General features: G+C 57.1%; 22 protein-coding genes. 11 read left to right on the top strand and 11 right to left on the bottom strand.

The annotated features are described in order from the left end of the window. Positions 1-5: 5 nt before the first annotated feature. The 5 genes from phoU to GN111_RS28885 all read right to left on the bottom strand — a co-directional run bounded on the left by phoU (position 6) and on the right by GN111_RS28885 (position 4,539). Positions 6-665: a phosphate signaling complex protein PhoU gene (phoU, locus tag GN111_RS28905; protein ID WP_231715595.1), complete on the bottom strand. Its 660-nt coding sequence runs from the start codon at positions 663-665 to the stop codon at positions 6-8. 115 nt (positions 666-780) lie between these two features. Further along, positions 781-1,572 (bottom strand): phosphate ABC transporter ATP-binding protein PstB, encoded by a 792-nt coding sequence (pstB, locus tag GN111_RS28900; protein ID WP_155307072.1) that lies wholly within the window; start codon positions 1,570-1,572, stop codon positions 781-783. A gap of 126 nt (positions 1,573-1,698) precedes the next feature. Beyond that, positions 1,699-2,679: a phosphate ABC transporter permease PstA gene (gene pstA, locus GN111_RS28895; RefSeq protein ID WP_231715594.1), complete on the bottom strand. Its 981-nt coding sequence runs from the start codon at positions 2,677-2,679 to the stop codon at positions 1,699-1,701. Beyond that, positions 2,679-3,572: a phosphate ABC transporter permease subunit PstC gene (pstC, locus tag GN111_RS28890; RefSeq protein ID WP_155307071.1), complete on the bottom strand. Its 894-nt coding sequence runs from the start codon at positions 3,570-3,572 to the stop codon at positions 2,679-2,681. Before pstC ends, pstA begins: the two co-directional genes overlap by 1 nt. A gap of 154 nt (positions 3,573-3,726) precedes the next feature. Beyond that, positions 3,727-4,539: a phosphate ABC transporter substrate-binding protein gene (locus tag GN111_RS28885; protein ID WP_155307070.1), complete on the bottom strand. Its 813-nt coding sequence runs from the start codon at positions 4,537-4,539 to the stop codon at positions 3,727-3,729. 321 nt (positions 4,540-4,860) lie between these two features. Between GN111_RS28885 and GN111_RS28880 the strand changes: the two genes are divergently transcribed. The 3 genes from GN111_RS28880 to GN111_RS28875 are packed head-to-tail and all read left to right on the top strand — an operon-like array spanning position 4,861 to position 6,117. After that, positions 4,861-5,187, top strand: coding sequence for an ArsR/SmtB family transcription factor (locus tag GN111_RS28880; RefSeq protein ID WP_155307069.1), 327 nt, complete (start codon positions 4,861-4,863; stop codon positions 5,185-5,187). 9 nt (positions 5,188-5,196) lie between these two features. Next, the gene (locus tag GN111_RS33470; protein WP_170302505.1) at positions 5,197-5,334 is read left to right on the top strand and encodes a hypothetical protein; all 138 of its coding nucleotides are present in this window, start codon (positions 5,197-5,199) and stop codon (positions 5,332-5,334) included. Positions 5,335-5,355: 21 nt separating this feature from the next. Beyond that, on the top strand, positions 5,356-6,117 hold the full coding sequence (locus tag GN111_RS28875) for a sulfite exporter TauE/SafE family protein (protein ID WP_155307068.1): 762 nt from the start codon (positions 5,356-5,358) through the stop codon (positions 6,115-6,117). A gap of 7 nt (positions 6,118-6,124) precedes the next feature. On the opposite strand, the gene GN111_RS28870 is transcribed toward GN111_RS28875, so the two are convergent. Continuing rightward, complete coding sequence (locus GN111_RS28870) at positions 6,125-7,585, bottom strand: MFS transporter (protein ID WP_331457690.1); 1,461 nt, start codon at positions 7,583-7,585, stop codon at positions 6,125-6,127. On the opposite strand from GN111_RS28870, the gene GN111_RS28865 reads away from it, so the two are divergent. From GN111_RS28865 to GN111_RS28830, 8 genes are all read left to right on the top strand, one after another. Beyond that, positions 7,519-10,578: a PEP/pyruvate-binding domain-containing protein gene (locus GN111_RS28865; RefSeq protein ID WP_231715593.1), complete on the top strand. Its 3,060-nt coding sequence runs from the start codon at positions 7,519-7,521 to the stop codon at positions 10,576-10,578. The two genes, GN111_RS28870 and GN111_RS28865, sit on opposite strands and share 67 nt — an antisense overlap. Next, positions 10,575-11,774: a hypothetical protein gene (locus GN111_RS28860; protein WP_155307066.1), complete on the top strand. Its 1,200-nt coding sequence runs from the start codon at positions 10,575-10,577 to the stop codon at positions 11,772-11,774. The genes GN111_RS28865 and GN111_RS28860 overlap by 4 nt, the downstream gene beginning before the upstream one ends. A gap of 188 nt (positions 11,775-11,962) precedes the next feature. Continuing rightward, entirely contained in the window at positions 11,963-12,121 is a 159-nt protein-coding gene (locus GN111_RS28855; RefSeq protein WP_155307065.1) for a hypothetical protein, read from the top strand. 98 nt (positions 12,122-12,219) lie between these two features. Next, positions 12,220-12,642, top strand: coding sequence for a DUF2914 domain-containing protein (locus GN111_RS28850; protein ID WP_155307064.1), 423 nt, complete (start codon positions 12,220-12,222; stop codon positions 12,640-12,642). Between the two features lie 4 nt (positions 12,643-12,646). After that, entirely contained in the window at positions 12,647-14,089 is a 1,443-nt protein-coding gene (locus tag GN111_RS28845; RefSeq protein ID WP_155307063.1) for a diadenylate cyclase, read from the top strand. A 201-nt stretch (positions 14,090-14,290) separates the two neighbouring features. Beyond that, positions 14,291-15,205 carry an AAA family ATPase gene (locus tag GN111_RS28840; RefSeq protein ID WP_155307062.1) on the top strand — a complete coding sequence of 305 codons (915 nt, stop codon included), beginning with the start codon at positions 14,291-14,293 and terminating at the stop codon, positions 15,203-15,205. Between the two features lie 124 nt (positions 15,206-15,329). Continuing rightward, complete coding sequence (locus GN111_RS28835) at positions 15,330-16,691, top strand: VWA domain-containing protein (protein WP_170302504.1); 1,362 nt, start codon at positions 15,330-15,332, stop codon at positions 16,689-16,691. Positions 16,692-16,707: 16 nt separating this feature from the next. Beyond that, complete coding sequence (locus tag GN111_RS28830) at positions 16,708-17,655, top strand: acyl-CoA dehydrogenase family protein (protein WP_155307060.1); 948 nt, start codon at positions 16,708-16,710, stop codon at positions 17,653-17,655. A gap of 38 nt (positions 17,656-17,693) precedes the next feature. Here the strand turns inward: GN111_RS28830 and GN111_RS28825 are convergent, their stop codons facing one another. From GN111_RS28825 to GN111_RS28805, 5 genes are all read right to left on the bottom strand, one after another. Next, on the bottom strand, positions 17,694-18,431 hold the full coding sequence (locus GN111_RS28825; protein ID WP_155307059.1) for an ABC transporter permease: 738 nt from the start codon (positions 18,429-18,431) through the stop codon (positions 17,694-17,696). Further along, the gene (locus GN111_RS28820) at positions 18,428-19,414 is read right to left on the bottom strand and encodes an ABC transporter ATP-binding protein (protein ID WP_155307058.1); all 987 of its coding nucleotides are present in this window, start codon (positions 19,412-19,414) and stop codon (positions 18,428-18,430) included. The genes GN111_RS28825 and GN111_RS28820 overlap by 4 nt, the downstream gene beginning before the upstream one ends. A 344-nt stretch (positions 19,415-19,758) precedes the next feature. Then, entirely contained in the window at positions 19,759-20,676 is a 918-nt protein-coding gene (locus GN111_RS28815) for a hypothetical protein (RefSeq protein WP_155307057.1), read from the bottom strand. Positions 20,677-20,736: 60 nt separating this feature from the next. Next, complete coding sequence (locus GN111_RS28810) at positions 20,737-21,057, bottom strand: early set domain-containing protein (protein ID WP_155307056.1); 321 nt, start codon at positions 21,055-21,057, stop codon at positions 20,737-20,739. After that, entirely contained in the window at positions 21,054-21,620 is a 567-nt protein-coding gene (locus GN111_RS28805) for a glycogen-binding domain-containing protein (RefSeq protein WP_155307055.1), read from the bottom strand. Before GN111_RS28805 ends, GN111_RS28810 begins: the two co-directional genes overlap by 4 nt. Positions 21,621-21,659: the final 39 nt, after the last annotated feature.

Genomic DNA, 21,659 nt, shown 5'->3' with positions numbered 1-21,659 from the left:
CGTGCCTATTCCAGCCTGCCGTGGCGGACGATTTCCCCTTCGATCATGTAGGCCACCTCTTCGGCGATGTTGGTGGCGTGGTCGGCCAGGCGCTCGATATGCCGGGAGATCAGCAGTAGATTGATCATGTAGCCGACATCGTCGGTGATGCCGTCGGCCATGGCCTGCTTGATGCGATCATAGGCCTCATCCTTGAATTTGTCCACCTCGTCGTCCAGATGGAGCACCTTGATGGCCGCATCCAGATCCTGATTGACCAGGCTGTCCAGACTCATGCGCAGCATGGACTCGGCCTTTGCGGCCATTTCCGAGTAGTCGAAGTTGAATGGGGCCACCGGGCGTTTGGCGATGCGAACCACCCGCTGGGCAATGTTGACCACCTGGTCGCCGATGCGCTCCAGGTCGTTGTTGATCTTGATCACGGCCACCAGAAAGCGCAGGTCCGCCGCCACCGGCTGGTGCAGGGCAATGATTTTCAGACACTCCTCTTCGATCTCCACCTCCATGTCGTCGATCTCGTGATCGAGGTGCATGATCTCTTTGGCCATGGCTACATCCCGGTCTTCGATGGCCTGGTTGATCCGGTTGACTCTCTGTTCGACAAGGGCGCCCAACGAGAGAATCATTTTCTTTATTTTATCCAGTTCTCGTTGAAAGTGTTTCACGTTCAGTTTCCTTTTCCGATAATCGGGGATTCACTTTTCGGGGTTGGATGGCCGGCGGGTTCATGTTTCCATTCGGCGGCAAACAACTACCCCATCCATGGGCCGGCACTGTGGATTAACCGAAGCGACCGGTAATATAATCCTCGGTCTGCTTTTTCTTCGGCCGGGTAAAAATGGTGTCCGTATCGCCGACCTCGATCAGTTTGCCGATGTAAAAAAACGCCGTGACGTCCGACACACGGGCGGCCTGCTGCATGTTGTGGGTCACGATGATAATCGTGTAGGTTTCCTTGAGCTGGTGAATCAACTCCTCGATCTTCTGGGTGGCGATGGGGTCTAAGGCCGAGGCCGGTTCGTCCATGAGCACCACTTCCGGTTTGACGGCCAGGGCCCGGGCGATGCAAAGACGCTGCTGCTGGCCGCCGGAAAGTCCCAGGGCCGTATCCTGCAGGCGGTCTTTGACTTCGTCCCAGATGGCTGCCTGTTTCAGACTCTCCTCGACCCGTTCATGGACAAAGGTCTTGTCCTTGATGCCGTTGACCCACAACCCATATGCCACATTGTCGAAGATCGATTTTGGAAACGGGTTGGGCTTTTGAAACACCATGCCGACCTTGCGGCGCAGCATGACCACATCGACGTCGGGCGCATAAATGTCATCGCCGTCGAGGGTGATTTTTCCGTCCACCCGGCTGATGGGGATCAGATCGTTCATGCGGTTCAGACATCGCAGAAAGGTACTTTTCCCGCAGCCGGAGGGGCCGATCAGGGCCGTCACCTCCTGGGGCTTGAAGTACATGTTGATATCTTGCAGCGCCTTGAAATCCCCGTAGTAAAAATCGAGGTTCTTGGACGACATCTTGTATTCCGGTTGGGTTTGGCTTTCCTGTTGTGCAGGCGTATTCATGGTTTTCATTCCAGGGCAAACGTTATGGGTTCAATGGGTTGATTTCATTTTTCGGTTCGGGTGGGTTCAATCGGTTGCATGGCGGTCATGCGGACCAGACGAATCGATAAAACCTTCCAAAAGGGTTCATTGCAATCGTTTTCTCAGGCGCGCCCGCCAGAAAATGGCCAGCAGGTTCATGCCCAGAACCAGGGCAATCAGCACGATGGCGGTACCATACTGCAGGTGCCTTGTCTTTTCGATCTCCGTTCCGGCCGTGGCAAGTACGTAGATGTGGTAGGGCAGCGCCATAACCTCGTTGAAGATCGAGGTCGGCAGCTTGGGAGTGAAAAAGACCGCTCCGGTAAACATGATGGGGGCCGTCTCCCCGGCCGCCCGGCTGATTCCCAGAATGGCACCGGTGAGAATCCCCGGCAAGGCCGATGGCAGAACGACCCGCCAGATGGTCTGCCATTTGGTGGCGCCCAATCCCAGAGAAGCCTCGCGATAGGTATCGGGAACGGCCTTGAGGGCCTCTTCGGTGGAACCGATAATCACGGGCAGGGACATGGCCCCCAGGGTCAGCGCACCGGCGGCAATGCTGACTCCCATTTTGAGAATGACCACAAAAAAGGCCAAACCGAAAAGACCGAACACCACCGAGGGCACGCCGGCCAGGTTGTTGATGCCCAGGCGGATCAGGCGCACCATTTTTCCCGGTCGCGCGTATTCGTTCAGGTATATGGCCGATGCGATGCCGATGGGCAGTGCCACGATGATGGCCCCGAAGCTCAGGCAGAAGGTGCCCACGATGCAGGGCAGGATGCCGCCCTTGGTCATGGACTCCATGGGCGGCTGGGTGAGAAATTCCCAACTGATGGCCCGCCATCCGTTGGCCACCATAAAATAGACAATCACAAGCAGGGCGACGCCGTTAGCGGCAGCCGCCGCACGAAACAGAAAGAAAAAGATGCCCTGCGTCAGCTTTCGCCGCCGATCGTAGGCAGGATTTCCTTCCAACATTTTTGAATCGGTATTGGACATGGTTTTTTCGCTCGCATCGGATCCGGCAGCAACGTTCACCGGCCGTGGCTGATTGGAAGATTGGGTTACGAACAGCGAAGACATTATAAGGATGCCTCCCCCACCTGCCGGTAGCGGTGGGCGACGAAATCAGCTACGATATTGAACAGCAGTGTAAAAAGAAACAGCACGATTCCGGTGGCGAACAGGGCGTAATAGTGTTCGCCGCCCACCGGCGCTTCAGCCATCTCGGCCGCGATGCTGGCCGGCATGGGCCGCACCGGATCGAAAATCGACTGGGGCAGCATGGCCGCGCCGCCGGCTACCATCAGCACCACCATGGTTTCGCCCACGGCCCGTGACAATCCCAGGATCACCGCCGTGCTGATGCCGGAGATGGAAGCCGGCACCACCACCCGGAAAATGGTCTGCAGCTGGGTGGCGCCCAGGGCCACGGAGGCCTCTCTCAAGGCCACGGGGACGCTGTGAATGGCATCTTCGGAAATGCTGCAGATGGTGGGAATCGACATGAACGCCAGCATCAGGGAGGCATTGAACAGGTTCAGCCCCGTGGGGATGCCAAAAACCCGCTGAAGAAACGGGGCCACCAGCACCATTCCGAAAAAGCCGATGACCACCGAGGGCAGCGCTGCAAGCAGTTCGACAATCGGCTTGACGATTTCACCCACCTTTGGAGCGGCGATCTCGGACAGGTAGACGGCCGTCATCACACCCAGAGGAATGGAGATCACACCGGACACACCGGTCACTACGATCGATGCGACGATCAACGGGAAAATGCCGAAATCGGCCGGGTCCGATGTGGGATACCAGTACTTGCCAAAGATGAAATCCGTTACCGAAACCGTTTTGAATATGGGCAGGCCCTCCTTGAACAGGAAGAGCATGATCAGAAAAAGAATGGAAATGGAGGCCGTGGCGATGACGAAAAACATCGCCTGCATGGACTTTTCTGTATTTTGACGGCGGTTGGCCATGGGTCGTTCCTGTATGTGTTATCCGCTGCCGGATTTCTGGAAAATTCTGTTAAGACAAAATGGTTCCCATTCAGGGCACCAATGGTGAAACAGCCCGCCGGATTGCGTTCCGGCGGACTGTTTGATGAAGGAGCGCCTGATGAAGCCGATGGGATTAATACAGCGGTACGTAGCCGCTTTTTTCCACATGCTTCTGTCCCTGATCCGGATTCAGCATGTAGTTGACGAAGTTGAGGGTGTCGCCCTTGGGCCAGCCGTTGGTGAACATGAACAGCGGACGGCTGATGGGGAAGGTGCCGTTCAGGGTGGTTTCCTTGGTCCCCGTCACGCCGTCGACCGTCAGGGGTTTGATCGAGTCGTTCAGGTATCCGATGCCAACGTAACCGATGGCATGCTTGTTGTTGGATACGGCCTGGACAATAGCACCGTTGGAAGCCATGACCTGGGCACGGGGCGTCACGCGCTCCTTTTTCATGACTTTCCCTTCCCAGGTTTCGTAGGTGCCGGAGGAGGTGTCGCGGCTGCAGACGACGATTTTCAGGTCCGGTCCGCCGATCTCTTTGAAATTGGTGATTTTGCCCATGTAGATGTCTTTCAGCTGGGCCGTGGTGATACCGGAAATGTTGTTGCTGGGATGGACCACCGGGATGATGGAATCGTAGGCGACGGCAAAGGGAACCGGGTAGACCCCTTTCTCGTTGGCCAGGGCGACCTCTTTGTCCTTAATAAAACGGGACGCGTTGGCAATGTCCGTAGAGCCGTCGATGATGGCCTTGATGCCGTTGCTGGAACCGCCGCCGGAAAGGGAGATGTTCACATCCGGGTGGGCTTTCATGTAAGCTTCGACAGCCAACTGGGAGATGGGAAGTACGGTGGTGGAGCCTTTGATGACCAGGTTGCCCGCCATGGCGACGGACGCGCACATCAAAAATGAGACAATTGCAAAAATGGCAAACAGCTTCTTCATGGGTAATTTTCCTCCGTTTGGATTTGGCACAGGCTAAGCGCCTTTTGTTAGGTTTGTGTTAGGATTCGGTTAGATTCTTGTTAACCCGTATAAATCCCAACGTTTTCTTGACGGCGCAAAGTACTGACCAAATGTTAGCGATATGTTAGCGTCAAGTTAGTTTTACATGAGAAGCCATTTTCTTTGCATTTTTCCAGGTCGCATCGCCTGGATGCAAAAACGACTCTGTTTTTCGGAGCCCGACCCCTTCCGATTCTTTGCATTGACAAATTCAAGTCGGCATTTTATTAACTATTTAACCAATTGCTTATATGGACGGCCATGTCACTCATCCAGCAATTAAAAGCCCTGGCGGATGAAAATCGTCTGAAAATACTTCAGATGCTTTTAAACGGCGATTTGTGCGTCGGGGCGCTGGCCCGGCACCTCGGCATATCCAAACCGGCCGTTTCCCAACATCTGCGGGTATTGCGAAAAGCGGGACTGGTGAAGGGAGAAAAACGCGGTTACTGGACCCATTATGTGGTCGAACGAGAAACGATGAGCCGCATTGCAGAGCAGATCCAGGCGATGTCATCGGACGGCCGATCGAACCAGACCTTTTGCTGGCGGATATCCGATTCTCCGCCGGAAAACCATCAAGAATAGGAGGACACCATGTGCCAAAATTGTCAACAACCCATTCAATTGAAGGACAAACCGGAAAACTGCAGCGCCGAGCAGATCCGAAAATGCCACGGCGATGTCAAGGATCATCCCTGCGGAAAGGACAAGAAGCCCATCGAGAACCGCTAAACGCTGAAACCTATTGAGACCATGACCATTTCGCTCCCTCTTGTCGCCGCAATTTTCCTGATCTCGCTGATCCTGACCATGGTGGGCCTGGGCGGCGGCCTGATATTCTCCCCCCTGTTTGTCCTCCTCGGGTTTGCCAAGGTCGATGCAGCTTCGGCATCGCTTTTCTTAAACCTTATCGCCGCAGCTTCGGCCGCCTACACCTACTCGCGTAAAAAGATGGTTGATTTCACCCTTGCCGTGCCGCTGATCGTTTCCTCCAGCCTGGCTGCCCCCGTCGGCTCGTACATCAATTCGCGCATCGAACTTAAATATTTTTTGATTGTCATGGCTGTCGTGCTGGCCTTTGCAAGTTTGCGCATGTTGATGTCTCCGGGCAATAACGACGAAGCGGTGCCGATACCGCCGATGCGAAAAATCGTCGGAGGGGGAGTTATCGGAGCCGGTATCGGTCTGTTGGGAGGATTTCTGGGGATTGGCGGAGGGGTGTTCGTGGTGCCGCTTCTGATCTATGTTCTCAAGACGCCGACAAAAATCGCCGCGGCATCTTCCACCTTCATCGTTTGCTTCTCCTCTTTAACCGGTTTCATGGGGTATGCATCCATGGGCCAGGTCGACTGGCGTTTTATCCTGCCGGCGGCCGTCGCTTCTTTCGCCGGTGGACAGGCTGGCGCACGGATCATGAGCAGTCGTCTCAAAGGAAAAACCATCCGAACCATTTTCAGTGTCGTTCTTCTGGTCTTGTGCGTCAAGCTGCTGCATCGGGCGCTCTTCGGTCTGTGAAGACCGTCTAAAGCAGGGCCGCCTGGGCCTTGCCTTTCTCCTCATCGACAAAACGCAGAAGAATTGCCCCGGCGGCAAAGAGAATCAGCACCGAGGCCATGCTCCAGCGGGCGGCCAGAGCACCCACCTGGGCCATCTCCTCGGGGCTCGGGGACGGCGGCATCAGGACCCGGCGCATGAGCAGCCCCACGCCGCCAATCAGCATCGGTCCGATAATGGCGGCGAATTTTCCCAGCATGTTGTAAAAACCGAAAAATTCGGCCGGCTTGTCCGCCGGAATCAGGCGTGCGTAATAGGATCGGGAAAGGGCCTGGATGCCTCCCTGGACCAGACCGATGACGATGGCCAGCACGTAAAACTCCTCTTTCCGCGTCATGGCGATGCCCCAGAAGGTTGCCGCCACGTAAACGGCGATGGCGATATAGATTCCCTTGCGCGGTCCGATCTTTTGCCCCAGCCGGCCGAAGGCAAGGGCCGCGGGAAAGCCGACAAACTGGGTGATCAGCAGGGCCAAAAGCAGGTCATTGGCGGCAAAGCCCAGGCTCATCCCGTAATCCACGGCCATGCGGATGATGGTGTCCACCCCATCAATGTAAAGCCAGTAGGCGCACAGAAACAGCAGCACCGTTTTCATGTGCCGGATGCGTGTAAAGGTGTGCCTGAGTTGGACAAAACCGTCCCGCCAACTTCTTTTCAGGGTTTGGACACCCGATGACCGGGTCGGTTCGGGCACCCAGAGAAGGACAAAAATCGTGAAAAATCCCCACCATAGGGCCACGCTCAGAAATCCGATGCGCACGGCCTGGCCGGCGTCGGCCAATCCGAACCGCTGGGGCATCACCACCATCAGCACGTTGACCAGAAAGAGCAGCCCCCCGCCCAGATAGCCCATGGAAAAGCCGAAGCCGGACACGAAATCGACCTCGCCTTCCTGCGCCACCTCCGGCAGCAGAGCATCATAAAATACGTTGGCGCCGGAAAAACCGATGACGCCCAGAATGTAAACGGCCAGGGCGAAAGTCCACTGTCCCTGGCCCACAAAAAAAAGTGCGGCGGTGGTCAGCACGCCCAGGTAGGCGAAAAAAGACAGAAACCGCTTGCGGGCCGATCCCTGGTCGGCAACGGCGCCTAAAATCGGCGCGGCCAGAGCCACCAGCAGGCCGGCGATGGCATTGCCCATGCCCAGGCGCGCCGTGCTCAGGTTGACGTCCACGCCGGCGCTCCAGAACTGTTTGAAAAATACGGGGAAAAAACCGGACATCACTGTGGTGGCAAAGGCGGAATTGGCCCAGTCGTACAGGGCCCAGCCCCAGACGGCCTTTTTCGGTTTTTTCATGGCAAGGGCGCTTTCCGTGAATGGGCTTTCCCGATTTGGACTTGAAAAAAGGAGCCTCCGACCGTATGGTTCCCAAAGCAGCCGATGGCTCCCAACCCTTCTTTTCGAGACGGACGACTCGCATGGCCACAAACAGCGCCAACGCCAATCTGCCGGCAATCTTTCAGCATGGAGATTTCGACGCTCACTTTAAAGTATTCCACGAGCTGATGTCAAACAAGGTGTTCGAGATCCTTCTGGTTGCCAGCCCTTACGACGCTTATATCCTGGAGGAAGACGGCAGCCTGGCGTCCAAGATCATCAACGAGTACCGGGGCCTGAATCTGAGCCGCCCGCCCCGCATCACCCGGGCGGCAACTGCGGCCCGGGCCATGGAGGTGCTGGCCAAAAAGGCATTCCATCTGGTGATCGCCATGCCGCATCTCAACGACATGGATGCCTTCGATCTGGGCGCACAGATCAAAACGGGCTTTCCCGATCTGCCGGTCGTACTTCTGGCCCACAGTCTCAAAGGCATTCATCCGCCTCCGGAGGGCAAAGATCTGAGCGGCATCGACCGGATCTTTATCTGGTCGGGCGATTCCGATCTGCTGCTGGCCATCGTCAAAAGTATGGAAGACCGGCTCAACGTCGCCGCCGACACCAGCCAGGCCATGGTGCGGGTGCTGATTCTGGTGGAGGATTCCCCCCTGTACACCTCCTATTTTCTTCCGCTGATTTACAAGGAAGTCGTCAACCAGACCCAGGAAGTCTTAGAGGAGAGCCTTAACCAGGAACACCGTCTGCTCAAAATGCGCGCCCGCCCCAAGATTCTCGTCGCCGAAAATTACGAACAGGCCATGGACCTGTATCGCCAGTACGGAGACTATCTTTTCGGCGTCATATCGGACACCCGCTACCCCAAGGGCGGAAAGGTTACCGCCGACGCCGGCTTTGAATTCCTTTCCGAAGTTCGCCGGGCGATTCCGGACCTGCCCCTTCTACTGATCAGCAACGAACCGCACAACAGGGATCTGGCCGCCCGGATACCGGCAGCCTTTCTGGACAAAAACAGCGACGATCTGCTCGGTGAAATCCACCAGTTCTTTCTGAACTCCCTCGGCTTCGGCGATTTTATCTTCAGACGGCCCAACGGCAGCGAAATCGCCCGGGCTGCCAATCTCAGGGAACTGGAAGCCATCCTGCCGAAGGTTCCCGACGAATCTTTACTCTATCACGCCACCCGCAACCGTTTCTCCAACTGGATCATGGCTCGCAGTGAAATCGCCCTGGCCTCTCACCTGAGAAAAGCCCGGGCCGCCGACTTTTCGGGAGCGGAAGAGATCCGACAGTTTATCGTCGCCCACATCCATGCCCTTAGAAAATGGCGTCAAAAGGGTGTGGTGGTGCACTTCAATTCCAAGGACTACGATCCCGACATTTCCGATTTCGTCAAGATCGGCAACGGCTCTTTGGGAGGCAAAGCCCGCGGACTGGCATTTGTGACCAACCTGCTGCGCAAGTCGCCCCACTTGCAGGAACGCTACCCGCAGGTGACCATCCAGGTCCCCAAAACCCTGGTCATTACCACGGAAGGCTTCGACGCCTTTATCTCCCACAATGGGCTGGATTTTTCCGCAACGGCGGAATGTACGGACGAAGAGATCGCGGCCGCCTTCCTCCAGGGCGAAATGCCTCCCTGGCTGGAAGAGCAGTTGAGCCTTTACCTGCAGGCCGTTCGTCAGCCCCTTTCCATCCGGAGTTCAGGCCTGCTGGAAGACGTCCACAATCACCCGTTCAGCGGCCTTTACAAAACCTTCATGGTGCCCAACAACCATCCCGACTTTGCCGTCCGCTGCAACCAGTTGAACAACGCCATCAAACTGGTTTACGCCTCTACCTGGTTCAAGGACCCGCGGACCTTCTTGAACAGCACCGCCTATCGCATCCGCCGGGACCAGATGGCCGTGATCGTCCAGCAGTTGGTGGGCAACCGCCATGGCGCCTTTTTCTATCCCGACATTTCAGGAATCGCCCAATCCCACAATTTCTACCCCGTCGCCCCCCTGAAAGCCGAAGACGGCGTGGCCCGCATCGTCATGGGATTCGGCCGGGGCATTCCGGAAGGGGAATCGTACCTGCGGTTCTCACCGGCCTACCCCAAAACACTGCCCCAATTTTCCAAGATCGGCGACATTCTGGCCAATGCCCAGCGCCGCTTCTGGGCCCTGGCCATGGAGAACCTGCCAGACGCCCTCTTCTTTGAACGGGGGGCCAATGTGGAACTGCGGCATGTGGAAGACGCCGAAAACGAAGAACCGCTCAAGCGTCTGGCCAGCACCTACATTCCCGAGGAACATCGCATCCGGGACAGCGTCCAAATGCCCGGCATGCGTGTCCTCACCTTCGCCCCGGTACTCAAGTACGACCGCTTCCCGCTGCCGGGGATGCTCAAGGACCTGCTGGATGTCGGCCACGAGGGTATGGGATGCGCGGTCGAGTTCGAATTTGCCGTGGACCTCACCAGCGGTGCGGACAACAAGGGGACCTTCAATATTCTCCAGATGCGGCCCATGTCCGCCGGCCAGGACATGCACGATGTGGAAATCGGCGCCGAAGATGTAGCCCATGCGCTGTGTTTCTCCAGACAGGCCATGGGTCACGGCCGCATCCAGACATTGGCCGACATCGTCTTTGTGCGGCCCGAAACTTTCGATCCCGGCAAGACGGAGGAAATTGCCCGGACTATCGGCAAGGTCAACCAACGGCTGAAAAAGGAAAAGCGCCCCTATCTGCTGATGGGCCCGGGACGATGGGGATCTTTCGACCGCTGGCTGGGCATCCCGGTCAAATGGCGCGATATCGATGGCGTGGGAGGCATGGTCGAAATCCGCAATGAGGCCCTGAAAGCCGATCCCTCGCACGGTTCCCATTTTTTCCAGAATATCACCGGCAACGGCATTCCCTACCTGACCGTCACCGAAGGCGAGAGCGGAGCGATCCGCTGGGATGTTCTGCAGGCTTTGCCTGTGGCGGCCTCCGACACGTACATCAACCACGTGCGCCTGCCGCAGCCCCTGGTCCTCAAATGCGACGGCAGACACTCGCTGGCGGTGGTACTGCTCAAGGAAACTTCCGGCCAATGAAAATTATTGCAGGCAGACGGCCGGCATTGACCCTGGTAGCCATCGTGATCCTTCTGGGCGCCTGTTCGCCGATCAAGCGTCCCTTCCCACCGGTTTCGACGCCGCCGACTTCGGAATTGGTTTTCACGGAGAACGAGCAGATCGCCGGGGAAATCATGGCGTATCTGATCCAGGTGGTATTGGGGGTGGCCGGCGCTCCTGAAAAACGACAGGCCTGGTCGACCCGCGGCCTCGATTTGCCCCTGGACTTTACCATGGTATCCAGACGCATGCATGGGCCGGTGCCGCTGCGCGCGGAACTGATGGTGCTGGACACCAACATTCTCGGACTTTCCCGGGTGCTGTACCACTACGATCCCCGCCTGAACCTGTTCAAGGGCACCCGCGACACGCAAAGTCTTTATCCGTGTACGGAACTCATGGCCATTCGTCTGCTGCTGCTGCAAAAACGTCACTACGGCGAGACGGTGAGCATTGCCACAATGATCCGCCATTTGGACCTCTTCGCATCGGGCAGCCGGGACGCCGCCGGTGAGGAGCTGACCGCCATGGGGCTGACCATGGAAGAATTCCGATTTCTCAAGGCCGTTTTCCAGTCCGAACCGGCCTTTTTGCGCTATATGCAGCATCCGTTCATCGTCAGCACCTTGCGAAAAATCGGTGTGGCCCGACCGGACGCCTTCACCCTCGCCGCCGACCTGAAGGCCTCCTACGATCAACTCTCGGATCGGTCCCGGAACGAAACGGAAGCCCAACCGGTCACTGTGGCCCTTGTACCGGCGATGATCCCCGCCACCGACGAAGCTGAGAGTCCTTCAGGCGACTATACTCAGGCACTGAAAACCGTCCGCACCGCCATTAAAAATGAACTGAAACGGCGGCCAGACCTGCCTACGTCAGCACCTCGTCCGGTTTTTTTCATACCGGAACGTCCCGTGACGATCTATCCGGAAAACGCCGATCGGGTCATCGGCCAGCTCTGCCCGACGGCCGACTTCACCGTCATCCTCATGGGAAAAAACGTTTACCGCGCCGTTTTCATCGACCCGGACACCGATATTTACCCGCATAAAAGATGGCTTTACCTGGACATCGACGACGTCCGCTACGGGCAGACCGACGCGGATATCGAAACCGTTGTCAGCGCTATCCTGCCGGTTATCGCGGCACGGGCCATGCCGCCCTCCAAAACATGACAGCGTCCTAAAATACCCGAACGCCTTCGTTTACGATTTCTCCCATCTGTTTTGGAGAAATCCCCGCTAAAGGAAATCCCGAAAGCGTCGATATCAGATTCAACGAACCGAAACGGTTGAGCACAACGGTTTTGCGGCGATGCAGACAGGTCGACCGGCTGAAACCGGAATAAAAAGGAGCGTTGATCATGGGCACGAAAAAGGAAATTGTTTTCTTCGATGAACTGGGGTTCGGGTGGCTGCTGGACAAGGATATGATAGATAAAATCCGGGAAAAGCAGGCGATCGAACAGATCATGATTCAGCGATCTCTGGCCGAACTGTTCCGCCGCCGCAAACGCCTGTAATTCCCGGCGGCCTTGCCGGGTTATGCCTCTTTTTGTCACCCCTTCCGACACCGCGATTTTCTCTTGCAAAAAAAAGGGATTGCGCTACTGTGGTCCCCATGCGAACCTCCATCCGAAAATTCGCCCGTTTCTGCCTGGCGGCCGGCCTGCTGGCCATTCCAATCACCTTGTGGGGCCAGGAGCCGTCCGCAACCGCGACACCGACGCTGTCCAAAGCGGTCATGTGCGAAACCATCGAGGAATATGCACCGGTGAACACGGCCGTGGTCTTTTCCATCGAACGGGGGCGCGTCTCCTGCTACACGGAATTCGACCCGGTGCCTGAGAAAACGTATATTCATCACAAATGGTATCGCCGGGACAGCCTGGTCACGGTAAAACGACTGACCATCAACCCTCCCCGCTGGTCTTCGTTCACCAGCGTACAGCTCAGGGATTCCGATAAAGGCCCCTGGCGGGTGGAGATTACCGATGCCAACGACACACTCATGCGTACACTGCGATTCAGCATAACCGATTGATCCCATGGAAACGTTGACGCAATTAACCACCGGTCTTCGCTGGCAGGATGTCGTCGATATCCTGCTCAACAGCTATATCCTCTTCAGGCTCTATGTGCTGTTCCGGGGGACCAACGTCATCCGCATGATCATGGCCATCGCCATGCTCTGGATCCTGGAACGCACGGCGGTATACATGGGGCTGATCGTCACCAGTTGGGCCATCCAGGGCATCATCGCCGCGGCCGCACTGATCATCATCATCGTTTTTCGCAACGAGATTGCCAGCGTTCTGCAAACCCGCAACTTCAAGTCCTTTTTCTGGGGCATCCCCCAGCGCCAGATCCAGACGCCGGTGGACATTATCGTCGAGGGTGTCTACGAACTGGCCCGCCGCAAGCTGGGCGCACTGATCGTCCTGCCCCTGAAAAAAGGCATCGAAACCGTGATTCAAAGCGGCATCCCATGGAAAGGCAAGCTCTCTCGCGAAATGCTGCTGAGCATTTTCTGGCATGGCACCCCGGTGCACGATGGCGCCGCGATCATCCAGGGAGATCAAATCGTGGAGGTGGCCGCCATTTTGCCATTGTCCAAACGAACCGACCTGCCCTCCTACTTCGGCACCCGCCATCGCGCCGCTATCGGCCTGGCCGAGCAGTCCGACGCCCTGGTCATCGTGGTGTCCGAGGAGCGCGGACGGGTAACGGTATTCAAGGATGACAATGCCATCAATATCGACAACAACATCGAACTGCGGCATGTGCTCCAGGAGCATGCCGGCGAAGCAACCGCGGCCAGCGGGCTGAAAAGGCAGGCCCTGGAGTTGGGAATCGCCGCAATGATCTGCCTGGCGGGTATCACCGGTATATGGTTCAGCTTCGCCCGGGGGCTGGAAGCCCTGGTGACCCTGGAAGTTCCCGTGGAGTTCATGAACCGGGACCCCAACCTGGAAATCTTTTCCGCCTCAGCCAGCAGTGTCAGCCTGCAACTCAGCGGTTCGGGGAGTCTGATCAAATCCATTCGGTCCGATCAGGTGAAAATCAAGCTCGATCTGGCCAATGCCGTTGCCGGGTTAAACCAGATCCCTATTGCCCGGGAAAGCATTGCCCTGCCGCCCGGTATCCAACTCAAACAGGTCGATCCGCAAATGCTGGAGGTCAACCTGGATCGGCCGGTTCAAAAAACCCTGCCCATCCAGCCCGACTGGACCGGAAAGCTGGCCGACAACCTGATCCTGGAAGATGCCCGCCTGGTCCCCGACACGGTCAAGGTGGTGGGCGGCAGCCAGATGCTCAAAGACATCCATACCATTTACACGGAAAAAATCCCCTTGGACAACATTACCACAGGCGGCACCGTTTCGGTCAGCCTGGTACTGCAACCCTCCTCCCTGAAGCTGGAAGATGGCCTCAAAAACCGCATTGACGTCATCTACAAAGTCCGCAGGCGTCCGGCACCCTCGTCATAATCGCCGAATGCCGACCCGTCGTTCCCCGAACACGCAGCCCATTTTGCTTTTCAATTTTTGTTTGATCTGGTAAAATTTACATTGTAAACATTGAAAGGGATTGATTTCGATTTGAATTTCGAAAGAATTAATCCCCGGCGTCAACGAAGCAGGCCGCATACAATCACCAGAGCCGCAACCGATTCGAAAGAGATGGAAACGATGCTTTTTGACAGTCTCCAAAAAACCCGTACCCTACTGGAAACAGCAGGCTACATCTGCACCCGTGAAATTGCCACGGTCATTTTTTTGGCCGCCAGCACCCGAAAACCGGTCCTGGTGGAAGGACCCGCCGGGGTGGGCAAAACCGAACTGGCCAAAGCGGTTTCACGCAGCCTGGGCCGGGAGATGATCCGTCTGCAGTGCTATGAAGGGCTGGACGAAGCCAAAGCCCTGTACGAATGGGAATACGCCAAGCAATTGCTCTACACCCAGATGGTGAAAGACAAGGTCGCCGACGTGGTTGATCGCGCCGGCAGCCTGGCAGAGGCCGTGGAACGCATCGCCGGCCAGGAGGACGCCTTCTTCTCAGAACGCTTCATGCTGCCCCGCCCCCTTTTGCGGGCGATTCGGTCCACCGCACCGGTGGTCCTGCTGGTGGACGAGGTGGACAAATCCGATCCCGAGTTCGAAGCCTTCCTGCTGGAAATCCTCAGCGATTACCAGGTCACCATACCCGAGTTGGGCACCGTCAAGGCCGCCCATATTCCCTTCGTGGTGCTGACCTCCAACAGCTACCGTGACATGAGCGACGCCCTCAAGCGCCGCTGCATCCATCTGTATATCGACTACCCCGACCGAAAAACCGAGCTGGCCATCGTTAGGGAAAAAGTACCCGGCATTGCCGAAGGGCTGGCCGAACAGATGGTGGACGCCATGGCCCGCATTCGTGAACTCGATCTGAAAAAGACGCCCAGCATTTCCGAAACCCTGGACTGGGCCAGAGCCCTGATCGCCCTGCAGGTGGACACGCTTTGTCCGGAAATCGTCGCCGATACGCTCAATGTGATCTGCAAACACCGGGAGGACGCCTGCCAGGTCCGCGATCAGGCCCGGCAGCTGGTCAATTTCGGATGACGGAGGGCTGAGGTCCGAGGACGGAAGACGGAGGTCAGCCATCGGAAGTCGGAAATCTTGCCTTAGCCCTCCGACCTCAGACATCCGACCTCAGACCTCTGAATCAACCATGGAAAATATAATATTGCAATTTACATCCTGCGCCCGTGCCTCGGACCTGCGCATCTCCACCGCCGAGGTCAAGGATTGCCTCTCCCAGATCCGCCTGATCGATGTCCTGGACGAACGGCAGTTCAACGCGGTTTTGCGGGCCAATTTTGCCAAAAGCCGCCGGGAGCAGCACCGTTTCGACCATCTGTACCATCTCTTTTTCCATGAATTGCAGGTGCATGCGACGGCGGCCGACGCCGATTCTCTGGCAACGCCCGTGAAGGCCGTCCATATTGCGCTTCAAACAGCAGCCAAGGACCAGCAGGAACTGACCGCCATATCCGAATTCATCACCGGCGAGCCGGCAGCCTACCTGCAGCTTCTCCAGGAAGTCCAGAGCGAGGGCAATAGTCGCAGACAGGGTCCGGGAAGCAACCTGGGCGCCCTGGTGCGCCGCTTTCCCATCCTGCGCGCCCTGGATCGTGCCGCCGAGCTGGTGGACCGTTATCTCGAAAACCATCGAGACGACCTCCACTGGGAAGTCCGCCAGCAGATCGAGCGTCACCTCAAGCATCGCATTGCCGTTGCCCGCAACCTGCTGACCCGGGAAGAGGCTCCCGAGGCAGACAACGTCCGCAGAGACGCAAAAAAAGCCAATACAGCGCTGGGCAGCCGTTCCTTCAACGCCCTTTCCCCTTCCGAAACCATTCGCCTGCGCGAAGCCATCGATCAATTGGTTCGCAAGCTCAAGGATAAAGCTGCGCTTCGCTATGCCACCCGCAGCCGGGGAGGGCTGGACGTGAAAAAGACTCTGCGCCGAGTGGCCCGCTACCAGGGCGTTCCCGTCGAAATCGTCTTCAGGCACAAGCCGCCGCGCAAGGCACGCATCGTGGTGCTGTGCGACATCTCGGGCTCGGTGTGGTCATCGGCCAAATTCATGCTCAACATCCTCTACTCTTTGCAGGAATGCTTCGAACGTGTGCGAAGTTTCGTCTTCGTGGCCGAGGTGGCCGAGGTAACCCTGTTTTTCGATGACCATGGCGTGGAAACCGCCATCGAGAAGATTCTCACCGAAGCGGGAATCAATTACGGGGCATCCACGGACTATGGGTTGACCCTGCGCCAGTTCCGCAGCCGCCATATGGACGCGGTCACCAAGAAAACGACCTTCATCGTGATCGGCGACGCCCGCTCCAATTACGCCAACCCCGAAAGCCGAATCCTGGAGGAAATCCGCGACCGCTGCCGCCGGCTGATCTGGCTCAACCCCGAAACGGAACAGTTCTGGTATACCGGGGACAGCGAAATGCGAAACTACCGCCCCATCTGCAACGAGGTGCGGCCCTGCCGGAATCTGAACCAGCTTTCAGCTTTCATCCAGGGCCTGGTGCTGTGAGGGGTAGGATAAAGCGATGTTGAATGATGATACCGGGACCGCCACTTATTTACTGCATGCCCTGCTGACCTGCCCGCTGAAAGAAATCGCCCGGCCCATGGACGACTTCGATGCCTGGCGAAATGTCCGGGAGACCGCCGGTCAGGATTGGGCGCAACCCATCGAGCGCTGTGTATGGGGAGGTCTGCAGTGCGATCGACTGGCCTGGGCCTTTTTCACCGGTTACCAGGAGGCGATTCGGAGCCTGTTTCCCGTGCTGCCGTCGACAACCATCTGCGCGATGGCCATCACCGAAGCCGGCGGGAACCATCCGCGGGACATTCAAACCTTTATCGTCCCTGCCGACCACGGCTACCGACTCAACGGTGAAAAACGCTTCATCACCGGCGGTACCCATGCCGACCGCCTGTTCGTGGCGGCTTCCACCGGCATAAAAGACGGCCTAAACTGGATCCGCATGGTCCGGGTGGACCGCAATGCTGCCGGCTTGACGGTTGTGTCCATGCCCCCATTGCCCTTCATCCCTGAAATCGCGCATGGCGCCGTCCTTTTCAAGGATGTGTTTGTCCCGTCGGAGCAGGTGATGGAAGAAGACGGCTATACCGGTATGATCAAACCGTTTCGCACCATCGAGGATTTGCACGTAACCGGTGCGGTGCTGGGGTATCTTCTGGGAATTGCCCGGCGTTTCGGCTGGCCGGCGGAGATTGTTGAGCAGGTGAGCCTGCTCATTGTCGCGGTATGCGCCCTGGCCCGTCAGGATCCCATGTCACCGGCCACTCATGTCGCCGCCGGCGGTCTTTTTCGGCAGTTTGAAGCCTTGATTGAAATGATCGATCCGCTGTGGGCCCGCACCGATCCTGAAACCGCCCGGCGGTGGGAGCGGGACAAACCGGTGCTGACCGTCGCCGACCGGGCACGAAAAGCACGGCTGGAAGCGACACGGAGTCATTATGGCATCTGACCCAAGTGGGATAGTACGTATCTTTCCAGAAACAGGCACTATTTAATCCAGCGCCTCTTGATGTTGTATAAACTCAGCGCAAACAACCCCACACAAAAACCGCCGAGAATCACCAAGTCCAAGGCAAAGGGCATGCGATGTTGCCCATGCACGGCCCCGTGAAGCACATCGACCCCGTAGGTCAAAGGAAAAACATAGGCCAGGGGTTTAAGCAGCATGGGCAGGCGTTCGATGGGAAAAAAAAGCCCGCACAGAAAAATCATGGGGAACCGGAAAAAATTGGAAAACGTCTGGGCCTCGAACACCTCGCTGACCGCAACGGCGATGAAAAGGCCCAGAAAGGTGGAGGCCACGGCGATCATCAGGACGGCCGGAATGAAGGCGCCCCAGAAAACATTGGAAAGATCGGTGAGAAAAAGCGCCATGGCGATGGGCACAAAAGCGTTAACCGAACCCATGATGATGGCGCCGGAAGTCTTGGCCAGCATGAGAATTTCAAGTGGGATGGGCGCCAGCAGCAGGCGTTCGAAGGAACGGTTTTTCTTCTCGAAAGTGACCGTTACGGCCAGCATGGACGTGGTGCCGAAGAGAATGGACACCGCCACCACCCCCGGCAGGATCGTACCGATCCTTTCCAGCCCGCTTCCGGTTTTGATAAAAAACATTCCTGTCCACGCCAGGGGGAAGATGATCCCCCAACTGATGTTGGGCGGCTTCAGGTAATAGGTCCGCATGTCCTTGGCCAGGATATTCCAGAAAGCGATCCAGGGCTTCATTTTCGCTTGCCCCCTTTCTCTTTCTCCTTGCGCATAACCTCGGCTTCCAGACCGGTGATCTGCATAAAGACATCTTCCAGGGAGGGCCGCAGACGCCGGGCTTCGGTGACGACATATCCGCTGTCCTCCAGAAAACGCACCAGCGGCCCCACGCCGATGGGGCTGTCCGACGCCACCCGAATGCAGCCTTTTTTTGTAAGGGAGAATTCGAAATCGGGAAAACGGCTGCCAAGCTCGATCGGGATACGATCCACCGGATTCTCGCAGGACAGCTGCAGGCTCTGCCTAGCCTGCAGCGGTTGGATAAGATCCGCCACCGTCTCGATGCGAACGATGCGGCCCTCCACGATAAAGGCGATGCGGTTGCAAAGCCGCTCGGCCTCCTCGATGTAATGGGTGGTCAAAAAAATGGTGGTGCCTTTGCGGTGAAGCTCGGAAACCAACTGCCGAAGCTGCCTGGCGCTGGCCACGTCGATACCGGTGGTCGGCTCGTCCAGGAAGAGAATATCCGGCCGGTGGATAATCCCGGCGGCGATGGTGAGTTTGCGCTTCATGCCTTTGGAGTATCCGGCGAACTTGCGGTCGGCTGCCCGGGTGAGGTCGAAATCGTCCAGCAGTTGGCGCGCCCGAGCCTCGCGTTCGCGTTTCGCCAGGCCGTAAAGCGCGGCACAGAAACATAAATTCTCGAAACCGGTCAACTCCGGATAGAGGTTGCTCTCATCCGGAACGACGCCCACCAGATGCTGTGCGGCCCGCGGATTGCCGGAGCAGTCGATGCCGCCGATCCTGATGGAACCGGCATCCGGACGGGCCAGCCCGGTAAGCATATTGATCGTCGTGGTCTTGCCGGCGCCGTTGGGCCCGAGAAAACCGAAAAGTTCACCCGAGCGCACCTCGAAGTCCGCACCTGCAACCGCCGAAACATCGTCGAAGCGTTTGGCCAGCCCCGTTACCGCGATGGCGATTCCGTTTTCAGGATTCATTGACTTTGGTCTTTCTCAAACGTTGTTCGTATCGGCCAAAACCGTCGATATGGCGCTTACCTGTAATTAATGGGTATTTGATCAATTTGCAATCGAAAGAGGGACTTTTTATGAGGAATGAATGACAGCTCGCATTTGAAAAAACCCTGGATTCTTACCTGCCAATCCCTCCGATGAATGCAGGGCAAGCCTTATAGATGGCAGGATTGGTTGTTGAGGAGTTGATTGAATGCAGGCTAAATGCAACAGGAGCGGCGGGGAAGCACTCCTGTGTTATTTTGCTGTTCGTGGTTTGAAAAAGATGATGACGATCACTCAAATCGATGGGAAGGCAAATGATCAGATTATTTGGCACCCCCTGGCCCTCCGGCCCCGCCACCGCCGGAACCACCGGAACCACCACCGGAACCACCACCGGAACCACCGGAACCGCCTCCACCGCTGCCGCCACCACCAGAACCGCCGGACCCGCTGCCAGAGCCACCACCTGCACCGCTGCCACCTGCACTGCCGTCGTTAGATCCTTTCCCGATAGAACCGGCATGTTGCGTGGCCACAAGCCGACCCAGGTCCTGATGAGTCTGTTTGGCGATCCTGGCGCGCAACTGTTTCATCTCCTGGTGGGTGTATTGATTTCGAAGCGCCTGCCCGACGGCGCTGGCAACCTTCGAAGAATCATATCCCATGCGTGCCATGGTACGAATGGTCTGAACGGTCTGAATGGCCAGTTGGTCCATTTCCGTCCGGTTGCGGGTTGCCGTCTGCTGGCGGCTTTGGGTCTGCAATTGATCGATAATCGCATCCATGTTCCTGGACTTCATCCCTGCCGCCATGCTGTCCGCGATGCTGTGTGTCAGGGTGTCGATGTTTGCTTTGTCGTCGGAAAGCGTTTTTGCAAGTCGGTTGGCGTATGCATATCGGCTGCGTACGGTTTCCATGGCCCGGATGACCTGCTGTTCCCTGACCTGTTTGGCCATCCCCTCCATGGCCTTGCTCATTACCGGTTCGGTGGGAAGCCCCATCTTAGCGGCACTCATCACGATCTGTTTGGCGCGGATCCGGTTCCGCTCCTGGAACCGGTTCTGTACCATCTGGGTCAACATCTTCTGCGCCTGGGCTTCTGGAATACCGACGGCACTCATTTCCCGGCTTTGCTGCTGTACGCTTTGCATGGCCTGCTGGGACAAAGGAACAGGTTCATCGGCCAAAACCGTTGCGGCAAATAAACCCAGCATCAATACGACAAGGCAAATCTTTTTCATAACCCCTCCTTAACGAAAACTGTGATGCTCTGATTGTGTAACGATTGGGTCCGGGGAAGGTTACAGTTGTGGATTATAAATACAGTTCTGGGATCCGAAATCATCTTCTTCTTTCAGTTCACAGGGGGGCAGGTAAAGCGATCCGTCCAGTATATAGTAGTAGCGGAAAGCATTATTGCCGGGCACGGTAACCACCCATCGTCCATCCTCGTTGCGGGCTCGATGAGGCTGGAAACCGTCAAGGCTGCAGGCAAAGATTACCTCGTGCGCCCCCGGTTCATCCAGAACCATCGACAACGTGTCACCCTGGACCTGATAGTAGTGGGCGGTACACCCTGAAGTCACAACCAGAGTCAAAATGATCGGCAGCATGCGGATCATACCCGGTCCTCCACGGTCAGGATGGAATTCACACCGCCGAAATCGTCTTTCTCGCTTGTCGGCAGGGTGGGATCCGCCATCTGCCGGTCACCGTCCAGAATATAGGCGAAACGGTATTCTCCGGAAGGTATTGGCAAGTTGAGTTCCCAGTAACCGCTGTTACCGACAGGCAGCATTGACAACCGCTGCCAGCCGGTAAACGATCCGGCCAGCTCCACCTGCTGAGCCGATGGTTCGTATAGGACGAAGCGATTGCGGCAGACCGTTGGCGGGGGATTCTGGAATCCGCTGAAAAGCAGGAGCACGGCGGCGGTGAAGCCGGCGGCGGCCACCCCCAGGGGTTTGAGCAGACGGACCAGAACGGCTCGAAACGGCGGCCGCCATGGGGTTGCCGTCGCCATTGCAGGCATTTCAGGCATTTTCCACAGTTCCTGCTCCTGTTTCAGCAGTTCCAGGGTCTGAACGTAAAAGGACCGGTCCGAGCGGACCTTTTCCACGAACTGCCATTTTTCGTCCAAGTCCATCTCGTTGTCGATATACATGCTGGAAAGATAGTCCATCATTCGTCTCCAAATCGTTTAGCACCATGGTAATCGTTTTGC

The sequence above is a fragment of the Desulfosarcina widdelii genome (assembly GCF_009688965.1).
Classification (GTDB): Bacteria; Desulfobacterota; Desulfobacteria; order Desulfobacterales; family Desulfosarcinaceae; genus Desulfosarcina; species Desulfosarcina widdelii.
Note: the sequence above shows the minus strand (reverse complement) of the source record. Positions and strands in the feature narration are given on the sequence as shown.